The organism is Micromonospora sp. NPDC049089 (genome assembly GCF_040648775.1).
Classification (GTDB): Bacteria; Actinomycetota; Actinomycetes; order Mycobacteriales; family Micromonosporaceae; genus Micromonospora.
This window is the reverse complement of record NZ_JBEZEH010000118.1, coordinates 9,338-22,471: the sequence shown is the minus strand read 5'-3', so window position 1 is coordinate 22,471 and position 13,134 is coordinate 9,338. Positions and strand designations below refer to the sequence as shown.

General features: G+C 71.2%; 11 protein-coding genes and 1 pseudogene. 4 read left to right on the top strand and 8 right to left on the bottom strand.

Annotation, left to right across the window (positions count from 1 at the left end):
- Positions 1–125 precede the first annotated feature (125 nt).
- Positions 126–1,577 (top strand): M28 family peptidase, encoded by a 1,452-nt coding sequence (locus AB0B48_RS20360; RefSeq protein ID WP_357203759.1) that lies wholly within the window; start codon positions 126–128, stop codon positions 1,575–1,577.
- Between the two features lie 61 nt (positions 1,578–1,638).
- Here AB0B48_RS20360 and AB0B48_RS20355 read toward each other — a convergent pair whose 3' ends face one another.
- Entirely contained in the window at positions 1,639–2,337 is a 699-nt protein-coding gene (locus tag AB0B48_RS20355; RefSeq protein ID WP_357203757.1) for an SDR family oxidoreductase, read from the bottom strand.
- A 149-nt stretch (positions 2,338–2,486) separates the two neighbouring features.
- Between AB0B48_RS20355 and htpG the strand changes: the two genes are divergently transcribed.
- Positions 2,487–4,415, top strand: a complete 1,929-nt coding sequence (gene htpG, locus AB0B48_RS20350) for a molecular chaperone HtpG (RefSeq protein ID WP_357203755.1) — start codon at positions 2,487–2,489, stop codon at positions 4,413–4,415.
- Positions 4,416–4,466: 51 nt separating this feature from the next.
- On the opposite strand, the gene AB0B48_RS20345 is transcribed toward htpG, so the two are convergent.
- On the bottom strand, positions 4,467–7,289 hold the full coding sequence (locus tag AB0B48_RS20345) for a BTAD domain-containing putative transcriptional regulator (RefSeq protein WP_357203753.1): 2,823 nt from the start codon (positions 7,287–7,289) through the stop codon (positions 4,467–4,469).
- A 184-nt stretch (positions 7,290–7,473) separates the two neighbouring features.
- Here AB0B48_RS20345 and AB0B48_RS20340 point away from each other — a divergent pair, with 184 nt between their 5' ends.
- Positions 7,474–7,878 carry a peptidase inhibitor family I36 protein gene (locus tag AB0B48_RS20340; protein WP_357203751.1) on the top strand — a complete coding sequence of 135 codons (405 nt, stop codon included), beginning with the start codon at positions 7,474–7,476 and terminating at the stop codon, positions 7,876–7,878.
- Between the two features lie 94 nt (positions 7,879–7,972).
- Here AB0B48_RS20340 and AB0B48_RS20335 read toward each other — a convergent pair whose 3' ends face one another.
- The 4 genes from AB0B48_RS20335 to AB0B48_RS20320 all read right to left on the bottom strand — a co-directional run bounded on the left by AB0B48_RS20335 (position 7,973) and on the right by AB0B48_RS20320 (position 10,819).
- Positions 7,973–8,455 carry a peptidoglycan-binding domain-containing protein gene (locus tag AB0B48_RS20335; RefSeq protein ID WP_357203749.1) on the bottom strand — a complete coding sequence of 161 codons (483 nt, stop codon included), beginning with the start codon at positions 8,453–8,455 and terminating at the stop codon, positions 7,973–7,975.
- 158 nt (positions 8,456–8,613) lie between these two features.
- Positions 8,614–8,982, bottom strand: coding sequence for a hypothetical protein (locus AB0B48_RS20330; RefSeq protein WP_357203747.1), 369 nt, complete (start codon positions 8,980–8,982; stop codon positions 8,614–8,616).
- Positions 8,983–9,103: 121 nt separating this feature from the next.
- Positions 9,104–10,291, bottom strand: a complete 1,188-nt coding sequence (gene dinB, locus AB0B48_RS20325; protein ID WP_357203745.1) for a DNA polymerase IV — start codon at positions 10,289–10,291, stop codon at positions 9,104–9,106.
- A 57-nt stretch (positions 10,292–10,348) separates the two neighbouring features.
- Positions 10,349–10,819 carry a VOC family protein gene (locus AB0B48_RS20320; protein WP_357203743.1) on the bottom strand — a complete coding sequence of 157 codons (471 nt, stop codon included), beginning with the start codon at positions 10,817–10,819 and terminating at the stop codon, positions 10,349–10,351.
- Positions 10,820–10,880: 61 nt separating this feature from the next.
- On the opposite strand from AB0B48_RS20320, the gene AB0B48_RS20315 reads away from it, so the two are divergent.
- Positions 10,881–11,870, top strand: coding sequence for a YafY family protein (locus tag AB0B48_RS20315; RefSeq protein ID WP_357203741.1), 990 nt, complete (start codon positions 10,881–10,883; stop codon positions 11,868–11,870).
- A gap of 74 nt (positions 11,871–11,944) precedes the next feature.
- Here AB0B48_RS20315 and AB0B48_RS20310 read toward each other — a convergent pair.
- Both AB0B48_RS20310 and AB0B48_RS20305 read right to left on the bottom strand, forming a co-directional pair.
- Positions 11,945–12,346 (bottom strand): annotated as a pseudogene (locus AB0B48_RS20310) (GNAT family N-acetyltransferase); the annotation flags it as partial.
- Positions 12,343–12,867, bottom strand: coding sequence for an N-acetyltransferase (locus tag AB0B48_RS20305; RefSeq protein WP_357203739.1), 525 nt, complete (start codon positions 12,865–12,867; stop codon positions 12,343–12,345). The gene AB0B48_RS20305 and the pseudogene AB0B48_RS20310, both read right to left, overlap by 4 nt.
- Positions 12,868–13,134: the final 267 nt, after the last annotated feature.

Below are 13,134 nucleotides of genomic sequence, written 5' to 3'. Positions count from 1 at the left end.
GCCGACGCAGGGGTCCGGACTGGACTCCGGTTACCACCCCGACGCGGGTCGGGACGAACGACCGATGCTCAAGAAATAGAGATCTGTCAGTGTCTCGGGTATCTCTCCAACCCCGAGGAGCCCCCATGAGAGGCAGAACGCTGAGCGCGGGAATCGCGCTTGCCGTGTTCGCCGGAATGACGGTGACGCTGGCTGCCCAGCCGGTAGCCGCGTCGCCCATGACCACGATGACGGAGGCCCGGCCGATCGCCGCGACCGCCGCCGCGTTGGCCGCACCGGACATCTCCGTCACCAACGTCCAGGCGCACCTGACCCAGTTCAACAGCATCGCGACCAGCAACGGTGGCAACCGACGGGCTGGCTCGGCCGGCTACACCGCCTCGCTCAACTACGTCAAGACCAGGCTCCAGTCGGCCGGCTACACCGTCAGCGAGCAGTACTGCTCCAGCTGCACGTACCCCTCGAACAACCTGATCGCCGAGTGGCCCGGCGGCCCGACCGACCAGGTGGTCATGTTCGGCGCGCACCTGGACGGCGTCTCGGCCGGTCCGGGCATCAACGACAACGCCACCGGCTCGTCGACCCTGCTGGAGAACGCACTGGTCCTGGCCGCGCAGAACCCGACGATGACGAAGAAGGTGCGGTTCGCCTGGTGGACCGACGAGGAGCAGGGGCTCAACGGCTCCCGGTTCTACGTCAACTCGCTCAACACCACCCAGCGCGGTTACATCAAGGGTTACTACAACTTCGACATGGTCGGCTCGACAAACGGCGGCTACTTCATCAACCAGGTCACCTCGACCACTGCGGCGCCGCTGAAGGCGTACTGGGACTCGTTGGGCCTGCAACCGGAGGAGAACGTCGAGGGTCAGGGCCGCTCCGACGACTACTACTTCCAGCAGGCCGGCATCCCCACCTCGGGTTACGCCGCCGGGGCCAGCGCCCGCAAGACCAGCTCCCAGGCGGCCAAGTGGGGCGGCACCGCCAACTCCGCGTACGACCCCTGCTACCACCGGTCCTGCGACACCACCGCCAACGTCAGCGCCACGGTGCTGAACCGCGCGGCCGACGGGGTCGCGTACGCGCTGTGGCAGCTCGCCGTGGGCGGCGGCACCCCGTCCTGCACCGGCGGCCAGGTGGTCGGAAACGGTGGCTTCGAGAGCGGCAACACGACGTGGACCGCGTCCTCCGGCGTGATCACCAACGCCAGCGCCCAGCCGGCCCGGACCGGGTCGTACAAGGCGTGGCTCAACGGCAACGGCCGCAGCGGCACCGAGAGCCTGACGCAGTCGGTGACACTGCCGGCCGGGTGCGCCAGCTACACGCTGTCCTTCTGGCTGCACATCGACACGGCCGAGACCACCAGCTCAACGGTGTACGACCGGCTCACCGTGCAGGTGGGGTCGACCACGCTGGCGACGTACTCGAATCTGAACAGGGCGTCCGGCTACGTCCAGCGCAGCTTCTCGGTGGCCGGGTTCGCCGGGCAGACGGTGACGCTGCGCTTCACCGGCACCGAGGACTCGTCGTTGCAGACCAGCTTCGTGATCGACGACGTGACGCTGGTGGCGAGCTGACCGCGTACCCCGAGAAGGGCCGCCGCCGGCAGTGTCCGGCGGCGGCCCGTCACGTCGTGGGTCAGGGGAGCTGTGGGTAGAGCGCGGCGACGCCGCCGGGGAACCCGGCCTGCACCCGCCGGCTGACGTCGTCGGCCACGATCTCGTAGGCGTCGGCCTCGATGCCGTCGACCGCGAGCCGGGCGATCGAGGCGGGGTCAGACTTGGGGCCGGTGATGGTCGCGGCCATGTCGGTGTCCAGGTATCCGACGTGCAGGCCGGCGACGCGGACGTCCCGCTCGGCGAGCTGGAGGCGCAGCGCGTTCGTCATCGCCCACTCGGCGGACTTGGCGGCACCGTACGACCCGTGCAGGGGAAAATTCACCCAGGACAGGACGGAGAGCACGTTGAGGATGGTTCCGCCGCCGTTGCCGGCGATGACCGGCGCGAACGCCCGGATCGTCGACAGGGTGCCGATGTAGTGGGTCTCCAACTCCAACCGGACGAGGTCCAGGTCGCCGTCGAGCAGGTCGGTCCGGGTGTCGATGCCCGCGTTGTTGATCAGCAGGTTCACGCCGCCGGCCAGCTCGGCGGCGGCGGCCACCGAGGCGGGGTCGGTGATGTCGAGGCGGACCGGCGTCACGCCGGGCAGGTCGACGCTGTCGGGGTTGCGGGCGCCGGCGTAGACGGTGGCGCCCCGGGTGAGGAGTTCGGCGGCCAGGTGTCGGCCGAGGCCACGGTTGGCGCCGGTGACGAGGGCGGTGCTTCCAGCGATCTTCATGGCCGTCACGCTATCCGGCCTGACTTCTGTTAAGCAAAGTCAGCTATGTCACGGCGGTGGTCGACGGGATCGGGAATACGACCCGGACGCGCCCACACCCCAACCCGTGACGACTCGTATCCTTTCCGCGAACCTCCGTACGAGCCGAGATGGGAGACGGTGTGAGCAACCAGGCCGAAACGTTGGAGTTCCAGGCCGAGGCGCGTCAGCTCCTCCAGTTGGTGGTCCATTCGATCTATTCGAACAAGGACGTCTTCCTGCGGGAACTCATCTCGAACGCGTCCGACGCCCTGGACAAGCTCCGGCTTGCCACCCTCGTCGACAAGGACCTCGTCGCCGACACCGACGACCTGCACGTCGCCCTGGAGATCGACCGCGACGCCCGCACCCTCACCGTGCGCGACAACGGCATCGGGATGACCCGCGACGAGGTCGTCACGCTGATCGGCACAATCGCCAAGTCGGGCACCGCCGAGCTGCTGCGCCAACTGCGCGAGTCCGCCGACGCCCACGCCAAGCAGGACCTCATCGGGCAGTTCGGCGTCGGTTTCTACGCCGCGTTCATGGTCGCCGACCGGGTCACCCTGCTGACCCGCAAGGCCGGCGAGACCGGCGGCACCCGCTGGGAGTCCACCGGTGAGGGCACCTACTCGATCGAGGCGGTCGACGAGGCGCCGCAGGGCACCACTGTGACGCTGCACCTCAAGCCGGCCGACACCGAGGACAACCTGCACGACTACACCGCCGAGTGGACCGTCCGCGAGATCGTCAAGCGCTACTCCGACTTCATCGCCTGGCCGATCCGAATGACAGTCGAGCGCCCCGGCGCCGAGGGTGAGCCCGCCACCAGCGAGGTGCAGACCCTCAACTCGATGAAGGCCCTCTGGGCGCGGCCCCGCGACGAGGTCGACGCCGCCGAGTACAACGAGTTCTACAAGCACGTCAGCCACGACTGGGCCGACCCGCTCGAGGTCGTGCACATGAAGGGCGAGGGCACCTTCGAGTACGAGGCGCTGCTCTTCCTGCCCAGCCACGCCCCACTGGACCTGTTCTCCCCGCAGGGCCGCCGGGGCGTCCAGCTCTACGTCAAGCGCGTCTTCATCATGGACGACTGCGAGGCGCTGGTCCCGACCTACCTTCGCTTCGTCAAGGGCGTGGTCGACGCGCACGACCTGTCGCTGAACATCTCCCGGGAGATCCTCCAGCAGGACCGGCAGATCCAGATCGTCCGCCGCCGGCTGGTCAAGAAGGTCCTCGCCACGGTCAAGGACCTCAAGGCCAACCACGCCGAGCGCTACCGCACCTTCTGGGCCGAGTTCGGCGCCGTGGTCAAGGAAGGGCTGATCGACGACACCGACAACCGGGACACCCTGCTGGACATCCTGTCGGTGAACTCCACAAACGACCCGGACGAGCCCACCGACCTGGCCGGCTACGTGTCGCGGATGAAGGACGGCCAGACCGACATCTGGTACGCCACCGGCGAGTCCCGGGCCGCCATCGAGAACTCTCCGCACCTGGAGGCGTTCCGGGCCAAGGGGCACGAGGTGCTGCTCCTCACCGACCAGGTGGACGAGGTGTGGGTCGAGCGGGTCGGCACGTACGACGGTCGCCCACTGCGCTCGATCGCCAAGGGCGAGATCGACCTGGACACCGACGAGGAGAAGCAGCAGGCCGAGGCCGAGCGCGAGCAGCAGCGACAGGAGTTCGCCGGGCTGCTCGACTGGCTGGGGACCACCCTCACCGACAGCGTCCGGGAGGTCCGCCTGTCGTCGCGGCTGACCACCTCACCGGCCTGCGTCGTCGGCGACGCCCACGACCTCACCCCGACCCTGGAGAAGATGTACCGGGCGATGGGGCACGAGATCCCCACCACCAAGCGGATCCTGGAGATCAACCCCGGTCACCCGCTGGTGTCCGGGCTGCGCAAGGCCCACGAGCAGGGCAGCGACACCGCCGCTCTGACCGAGACCGCCGAGCTGCTCTACGGCCTGGCGGTGCTCGCCGAGGGCGGTGAGCTGACCGACCCGGCCCGCTTCACCCGGACGCTCGCCGATCGGCTGGCGCGCACCCTGTAACGGGAATACCCCCGGCCGGCGGCCCGCCCGAGCAGCGGGCCCGCCGGCCGGTCACGGCCGGTCGGCGTCCGTGAGCCGACGACGGATGCGCTCCGCGTCCGGGTGCCCGAGGTCGTCGAGGAGGCGCAACGCCGCCCGCCAGCTCCGGGCCGCCCCGGCCGGATCGCCGGCCTCGGCCTGCGCCTCGGCCAGGTGCCCGAGCGTGTCCGCCTCGTAGTACCGGTCCCGGAACTCCCGGTACAGCTCCACCGCGTGCCGGTACGAGCCGACCGCCTCCGCCGGTCGCCCCGCGCGGTGCTGCGCGTACCCGAGAGTGTCCCAGGTCGGGGCCTCACCCTGGCGGTCGTCGAACTCCCGCAACAGCGCCAGGCCCTGCCGACACGCCTCGATCGCGGCATCGTGCTCACCCAGTTGGGCGCGGTACCAACCGATCGCGTTCAACGCCATCGCCTGCCCGTACCGGTGTCCGGCGGTGCGGTACAACGTCAGCGCCGCCTCCGCATGCTGGACCACCTCTGCGCGCCGGCCCTGCCGGTCGGCCATTTCGGCCAGGTCCAGGCAGGTGTGCCCCTGGTTGGCCGGGTCGTCGAGGGCCCGGAAGAGCTCCAGTGCCCGCTGAAGCTGACCGGGTGCCTCGTCGAGCTGGCCCAGCCGGGCCTGGGCCCGGGCCAGACTGCGGTGCGCGTGCGCCTGCCCGGCCGAGTCGCCACCGCACCGTGCGGCGACCAGCGCCGTACGCTGCACCGCCAGTTGGTCGTGCCAGCCGCCCTGCCGGTCCAGAAAGATGGTCAAACTCCAGGCCAGTTGCCAGGCGTGCCGTTCGAACCCGCCGGCCGCGCACCGCTCGACCAGTGCGATCAGCACCTCCCGCTCCCGGGTGAACCACGCCGCCGCCTCGTCGTGATCGCTGATCTTCTCCGGCCGGACCCCGGTAACAGCTGGCGGCAGCGCGATCGGGTCCCAGTGTGGGTGCAGCAGCACGGCAGCAGCGTGCGCGCTGTGCAGGTAGTGGTCCAAGAGCCGACCCCGCGCCTCAGCCCGGTCGCCGGTCCGGTCCTGCTCGCCGGAAAGCTCGGCCGCGAAGGCCCGCAGCAGGTCGTGCATCCCGTACCGGTCCGGACCACGCTCCAGCACCAGGTGCGCGTCGGCGAGTTCGGCGAACGCCGCCCGGACCTGGCGGCGCTCGACGCCGGCGAGGCTGGCCCCGGCCGCCGTACTGATTGTCAGGTCCGTGCTGCCGCCGACCAGCCGGAACAGCCGGGCCGTCGGGTCGGTCAGCAGGCGGTACGACCAGGACAGTGCCGTGCGCACGCTGCTGGCGGGGTCGCCGGCGTCCAACCCGTCCAGACCCCCGTCGGTGCGCAACTGCGCGCCCAGCTCGGCCAGGGAGAGCTGTGGCCGGACCACCGCCCGGGCCGCCACCACGACCAGCGCCAACGGCAGCCGGTCACAGAGCCCGACCAACTCGCCGATGGCAGCTCGTTCCCTCTCGGCCCGCACCCCGATCCGCGCGTGCAGCAGAGCCGCCGCGTCCCCCGCGGTGAGCAGATCCAGCACCAACGGCTCGGCGCCCTCGGTGGCCACCAGGCCGGTCAGCCGGTCCCGGCTCGTCACCAGCACCAGGCAGTGGGCGGACCCGGGTAGCAGCGGCCGGACCTGCGCGGCGTCCCGGGCGTTGTCCAGCAACACCAGCATCCGTCGACCGGCCAGCAGGCTCCGATAGAGCGCCGTCTGCTCCTGCGGGTCGAACGGCAGTTCCCGGGGCGACACACCGAGCGCCGCGAGAAAGCCGCGCACCACCTGCTCCGCACTGCGCACCACACCACTGTGGCTGTAGCCCTCAAGGTTGGCGTAGAGCTGCCCGTCGGGGAAACTCTCGACCACCCGGTGGGCCCAGTGCACGGCCAGCGCCGTCTTGCCCACCCCGGCCAATCCGGAGAGCACCGCCACCGGCACGGCGCCGGGATGCGCCTCGGCATTCGCCCGCAGGGCGCTCAGTCGAACCAGCTCCGCCTCCCGTCCCGCGAAGCCCCGGACGTCCGACGGCAACTGCGCCGGGACCGGGTGGGCTGGGGTCGGCCGCGCGACGGGACCGGCCGCGCCCGGTGTCGGAGCGGGTTCGGCGCGGGGCGCCGGCACGGTGACCTCACCGCGCAGGATGGCCTGGTGCACCTGGCGAAGTTCCGCGCTCGGGTCCGCACCGAGCGCATCGGCCAACCGTTCCCGTAAGCGGGCGTAGTACGCCAGGGCCTGTGCGCCCCGTCCGGCGGCGGCCAGCGCGCGCAACAACGCGGCGGCGACCGGTTCGTCGAGCGGGTGGTCGTCGGCGAGCCGGGTCAACGGGTCGATCACGGCATCCGGATCACCTTGGCGAAGCGGGCCGCGGGCCCACTGCACGACGGTGTCGATGTGCCGACGGTGCCAGTCCTGTCGGATCCGGGCCGCCCACTCGCCGGGCACGCCGGCCAGCGGCTCGCCACGCCACAGAGCCAGCGCCCGGCGCAGCAGCTCCGCCCGCTCCGGGTCGTCGTCGGCCAGTTCGTCGGCCCGCTGTCGCAGCACGTCGAAGTGCTGGCCGTCGACGGTCTCCGGCGGCAGGTCCAGCAGGTACCCACCGGAGCGGCGGACCAGCGCGTCCGAAGCCCCGGCGGCGGTCAGGACCCGGCGGATCCGAGCGAGGTAGACGTGCAGGTTGTGCCGAACCCGCGGCGGCGGGGAGTCACCCCAGACCCGATCCACCAGGGATTCCGCGCGAACCGGCCGGCCCACGTCGACCGCCAGCGCGGCGAGGACGGCGCGTTGCCGGGCCGCTCCCGCGTCGATCAGCTGGCCGTCCGTCCACACCTCGACTGGCCCGAGGATCCGAATCTCCATGAACCGCCGCTCGCCCCCGTGCCGCCGGTCGGCCAAGCCGGCAACCGCGACCGGATTGAGGTTCCGGCAGGAATCCGTCGACCTACCGCGCAGATCATCGTAGGCACAGCGACATCTATCAATCCGATGTCGGCAACTCGACTCACGGCCGCCTCGGTCGTGACGAGACCCGGAGGTCACTCACGTGCGAAATATTCGTCGAAGGCTCACGTCCGCCCTGGTTGCCACGGTTGCCCTGACCGCCGGGCTCGGCGTCGCCCCGAGCCCGGCCCAGGCCGCCAACTACCCGTGCCCCACGAACCTGCTCTGCCTCTACGCCGGTACGAACTTCACCGGTGACGTGTTCTACCTCGACGGGCCGTACAACGGCTGTAACGACGTCACGCTGCCCTCGTACTTCCGCAACAAGGCCCAGTCGATCAAGAACAACCGGGCTTCCGGCACCGTCTCCACCTTCTGGGACAACGCCAACGCCACCGGGCTCCTCGGCTACCAGCACGCCTACGGCTATCGAGCGAACCTGGCGTACGACTCGGCCGCGATCGGCGGCACCTGGAACCTGCGCATCGAGGCCGTACGGGTCTGCTGAGGGCGGAAGTCTCCGGTGGGGGAGAGAAGTCGGAGACGCCACGACGGCGCCGGCCGGAATCCAACGGGGGATTCCGACCGGCGCCATCGTGCGGTCAGCCCGGGTAGTAGCAGACGTTCGGGATGACCGGACCACCATTGACCCCGAAGGTCGCGAAGCCCATCCACGCCCGGGTCTGCGGGCCGTACTCGCCGTCCTCGGCGATGTCCGCCCACGACCAGGTGTCGTTGATCACGCGCTGCGCGTACAAGACGGCGTTGCGGGTGTTGGTGCCGTACTGACCGTCGAGCCGCAGCGACTGCGAGTAGCAGTTGTTCAGCGCCTCCTGCAACACCTTGACCGCGCTGTTGGAGTTGCCGTACTTCAGGTAGCAGGTCTTGTTGCGGTCCTGCCAGCCGACGGTCGGCACGTGCATCTCACCCGGGTAACCACCGACCTTGTAGTAGGTCAGGCTGGTGCAGGTGGTGGCGGCCTGCGCGGCGGTCGGCGCGGCCAGGGCCAGGCCGGCGCTGGCGAGCACTGTCGCGAGAATGGCGGCGGCGCTGCGGCGGCCGAGGTTGCTCCGATGGATCGGCATGCTCTCCTCCTGAGGATGGGCTACCGGGGTCGACCCCGTGTGCCTCGAAGCATCGCGACCATCGATCTACGAATTCCTGCTCGAACGTCAATTGCGAACGCTCGGCCGGATCACCGGCCGAGCGTTCCCGCGTGCGCGGTTCGGTACGCAGGTCGGGGTCATGCCGCCGAAGCGGACGCCTTCGACCCCCGGTGCGTCGCCACCGGGCCGGCGTTCCAGCCCCACCGGGGAGCCGGTACCGCCGCCTCGCGACGCCCATCAGTGTCGACGTCGTCGCTGTCGGTTCCGTCAATGGTCCCCTCGACCGAGGCGGAGGCGCCGCGCGCCAGTCGCAGCGAGTGCTCGGCCCCGGTGCGGGCCGCGCACGGCCAGGCCTGCCCGGCGCACTGGAGGTTGCGGCACTGGCCCTCGTCGTCCGGCTCGTGTGCGCTCAACACATCGATCGCCAACTGCCACAGCAGCGGGTCGGTCACGTCGTGCGGACGCTCGGCGGTGCGACTCGGTCGGTTGCTGGTGTCGTCGGACATGGTGGCCCCCCTCATCAGGCTGTACCCCACAAGGGTCACCCGTCAGCCGCCGGCTAAACCGCCGACCTGCTGTGATGTGTCTCTGATCGCAGCTCGGCCGCGGACGCCGCACGCTTATCGGTCAATCCGGCAGAAGCGGCATCTCCACGCCCGGCTCCCGACCGAGCAACACCGCACGCGTGAGCGCCGCTGATCCGAATCGGTCGCGAACCGCGTCGACCGCAACGTCCAGATCGGACCCGGAGTCCGGCTGGAATGGCAGCTCAGGCTGGACCGGGTTGTCGTCGAGGTTGCCCACGGAGACACCGATCAACGTGATGCCACGGCGATCGATCTCGGGCAGCGCCGCGCGCAGTAGCGCCCGCGCGGCGGCGAGTAGCGGCGTCGTGTCCGCCGTCGCCTTACGCACCGTGTGCGCCCGGGTCGCCCGGGTGTAGTCGCCGAAGCGCAGCCGCAACACCACGGTGCGGCCGGACCGCCCGGCCGCCCGCATCCGCCGGCTGACCCGGTCGACCAGGCCGGCGAGGATGGCGTCCAGCTCGGTGGAGGCGTGCGGGGCACGACTGAGCGCGTGCTGCGCGCCCATCGAACCGCGCCGCCGCCCCACCTGCACCGCCCGGGGGTCGCGATTGTGCGCCAACGCATGCAGATGCCGGCCGGCGCCCGCACCGAGCAGCGACACCAGCGCGGCCTCCCCGAGGCGGGCCACCTCCCCGACGGTACGGATCCGGCGTTCGCGCAGCTTGGCGGCCGTGACCGGGCCGACGCCCCAGAGCCGTTCCACCGGCAGCGGGTGCAGGAACGCCAGCTCGGCGTCCGGTGCGACCACCAGCAGGCCGTCCGGTTTCGCCACGCCGCTGGCCACCTTGGCCAGGAACTTCGTGCGGGCCACGCCCACGGTGATCGGCAGGTGGACCCGGTCGCGGACCTCCCGGCGTAGTCGTTCGGCGATCTCGGCCGGTGGCCCGACCAGCCGCCGCAGACCCCCCACGTCGAGAAAAGCCTCGTCGATGGAGAGCCCTTCGACCAGCGGTGTGGTCTCCCGGAAGATCTCGAAGACCGCGCGGCTCGCCGCCGTGTACGCCGACATCCGCGGCGGCACGACGATCGCGTCCGGACAGAGCCGACGCGCCTGCTGGCCGCCCATCGCGCTGCGGACGCCCCGCGCCTTCGCCTCGTAGCTGGCCGCGAGCACCACGCCACCACCGACGATCACCGGTCGCCCGCGCAGGCGCGGGTCGTCGCGCTGCTCGACCGACGCGTAGAACGCGTCCAGGTCGGCGTGCAGGATGCTGGCGCCGGGCGACACGTACACATGTTCGCATGACGCCGGCCTGGTGCGGCAGTGAGCTGGGCAGACGCCCCGTCAGTCGAGGCAGAACTCGTTGCCCTCCGGGTCGGCCATGATGAGATGACCGGCGCCCAACGGGGGAGTGGGCTCGTGCCGATCGAGACGCTTGGCGCCATGCGAGACGAGCCGTTCGGCCTCGGCCTCCAGGGCCGCCATCCGCTCGTCACCCTCCAGCCCGGGGGCCGCGCGGACGTCGAGGTGGACGCGGTTCTTCACCTGCTTGTGCTCCGGCACCCGCTGAAAGAACAGCCGTGGTCGCGAGCCCTCGGGGTCGACCACCGCTGACGCGTCGTTGCGGTTCTCCGGCGGCACACCCATCGCCTCCAGCGCCTGATCCCAGGACTCGAAGTCTCCGGGTGGGGCCTGTACCTGGTAGCCGAGCGTCTCGGCCCAGAAGATGGCCAACCTCGCCGGGTCGGCGCAGTCGAACGTGATCTGGACGTCGCGGATCACGGCGGATCCCTGCTTCCTGGTCTGGTCGGTCATGATCCCAGCCTCTCGCGGATAGCGGACAGGGTTGTTCCGCTATCCGTGCAACGATCGACGCGTGACCGTCGAGGCGACGACCGAGCGGGTGCTGCGCCTGCTGGCGCTGCTGCAACGACGACTGTCCTGGACGGCTGCCGAACTGGCCGCGGAGCTGGGGGTCACCGGCCGTTGCGTGCGCCGCGACGTGCAGCGTCTGCGGGCGCTCGGCTACCCGGTGCACGCGGTGTCGGGCGTCGGCGGCGGCTACCGACTCGGTGCCGGCACCCGGCTGCCGCCGCTGCTCCTCGACGACGAGGAGGCAATCGCCACGGCGGTGTCCCTGCGGCTCGCCGCTGGGGGCACTGTCGCCGGAGCGAGCGAGGCCGCGTTGCGGACACTCGCGAAGCTCGATCAGGTGATGCCATCGCGGCTCCGCGCCGAGGTCCGGGCGGTGCACGGTGCCACCGACACCCTCATCGGCCCGGTCGCCGAGATCGACGCGGAACTGCTGGTGACACTCGCCCGCGCCTGTCGGGACGGGGTACGCGTCCGATTCCACTATCCCGGCCGGGGCGCTGGTGAGCAGGAGCGGACGGTCGAGCCGATCCGGATGGTCACGACCGGCCGCCGCTGGTATCTGATGGCCTGGGACGTCGACCGCGCCGACTGGCGGACGTTCCGGCTGGATCGGATCCGGGCTGCGGTCGCGACGACCTGGTGTTTCCCGGCGCGCGAACACCCGGATCCGGTCGCCTTCGTGCAGCGCGCCGTGACCGGGGCACCGTACCGATACCTCGCCCGGGTGCGGGTGCACGCCCAACCGGAGCGGTTGCGGGAGGTGATCCCACCACAGGTGGGGCGGGTCGAGGATGACAGCGACGGATGGTCGGTGCTGGTCGTCGGCGGCGACAGCCTGGACTGGCTCGCCGCGCACCTCGCCCGACTGGATCACGAGATGGAGGTGCTGGAGCCTCCCGAGCTACGCGAGGCCGCAGGCCGGCTCGCCCGTCGCCTCGCCGTGCTGGCGGGTGCGACGTCGGAGCCCGGGGCGCGGTGCCGCAGCGTGTAGTGGCGCAGCGACACCGGGCCGCCGTCGGGAGCGGTCCATGGTGCCGTGCTGGTGCCGACACACCGCCATCCCGCGCGCTCGTACAGAGCGGCGGCCGCAGCGCCGTCGGCGGCCAACTCCAGCACCAGGTCCGTCCCGCGTTTGCCCGCCCACTGGCGGGCCCGGTCCAGCAGCGCGCTGCCCAGCGCCAACCCCCGGGCTCTCGGCACCACGAAGAGACGAGCCACCTCAGCCGTCGGCCGGCCGGGCGGTCCGTCCACCTGACCGGGGATCCGATGCACAGCGACGTGTCCGACAACGGCCGCGGCGGCGTCGACGGCGACCAAGGCCCGCGCCGGGTGCGGCTCGCGCAGCCAGCGGTGCGGGTCGACGGGCCAGTTCAGCGGGTACGCGTCGACCCGGTGGACCTCGGCGAGCGCCGCGACGCAGCCGTCCAGGTCGGTTGCCCGCCGCCGACGGATGGCGGGCCGGTTCACAGGTCGTCGAACGGGCCGGCGTAGCGGAACTCGCCCCGGATGGACTCGCGCCACGCGTGCATCGGCCTGGCCATGAAGTACTGCGGCCCCCACGGCTGCGGTGGGGTGACGCCCAGCTCGACGGCCGGCCGGAACCCGAAGCGCGGGTAGTAGTCGGGATGCCCGAGCAGGACCACCAGCGGTTCGTCCCGCGCGTCCGCGGCGCCAAGGACCGCGTGCATCAGCGCGCTGCCAACACCGCGTCGCTGCCAGTCGGGCAACACGCCCAGCGGCCCCAGGCCCAACGCCACCGGCGCGCCGCCCACCCGGCCGCGGGTGGCCACCACGTGCCCGACCACCTGGCCGTCCGAGTCGGTCGCCACCAGGGAGTACGCGGGCAGCCAGCCCTCGTCGGCGCGCAGCGCGTCGACGAGGGTCGCCTCGACCGGTACGCCGTCACCGCCATCGGCCTTGGCGAAGGCCGCGGAGTGCACCGCGCGAATCGCGTCGACGTCGGCGGGTGTCTCGCGTCTGATCAGCACCGCGCCACCATAGACGCGGTGAGTTGCCGGCTCCACGCGTTTATCGCCGGCACCGATCTGCCGGCGGTCGTCGTGGCCGGCGGTTGTGGTGCCTGGCGGTCGTCGTTGCCGGCGGGCGGCTGCGGTCGTCGTGCCTGGCGGTCGTCGTGCGTGGCGGTCGTCGTGCGTGGCGGTCGTGGTTGCCGGCGGGCGGCTCGCGGACATAGCGGGAAAGCGGTTGATGTCTGTGAGTCATCATGATGTCGCCCAGTCATCAAGCTCATCGCG

Bases quoted from the DNA above. Each gene is read 5' to 3' on its own strand.
- AB0B48_RS20360 (WP_357203759.1), top strand. From the start codon at position 126: ATGAGAGGCAGAACGCTGAGCGCGGGAATCGCGCTTGCCGTGTTCGCC.
- AB0B48_RS20355 (WP_357203757.1), bottom strand. From the start codon at position 2,337: ATGAAGATCGCTGGAAGCACCGCCCTCGTCACCGGCGCCAACCGTGGC.
- htpG (WP_357203755.1), top strand. From the start codon at position 2,487: ATGGGAGACGGTGTGAGCAACCAGGCCGAAACGTTGGAGTTCCAGGCC.
- AB0B48_RS20345 (WP_357203753.1), bottom strand. From the start codon at position 7,289: ATGGAGATTCGGATCCTCGGGCCAGTCGAGGTGTGGACGGACGGCCAG.
- AB0B48_RS20335 (WP_357203749.1), bottom strand. From the start codon at position 8,455: ATGCCGATCCATCGGAGCAACCTCGGCCGCCGCAGCGCCGCCGCCATT.
- AB0B48_RS20330 (WP_357203747.1), bottom strand. From the start codon at position 8,982: ATGTCCGACGACACCAGCAACCGACCGAGTCGCACCGCCGAGCGTCCG.
- AB0B48_RS20320 (WP_357203743.1), bottom strand. From the start codon at position 10,819: ATGACCGACCAGACCAGGAAGCAGGGATCCGCCGTGATCCGCGACGTC.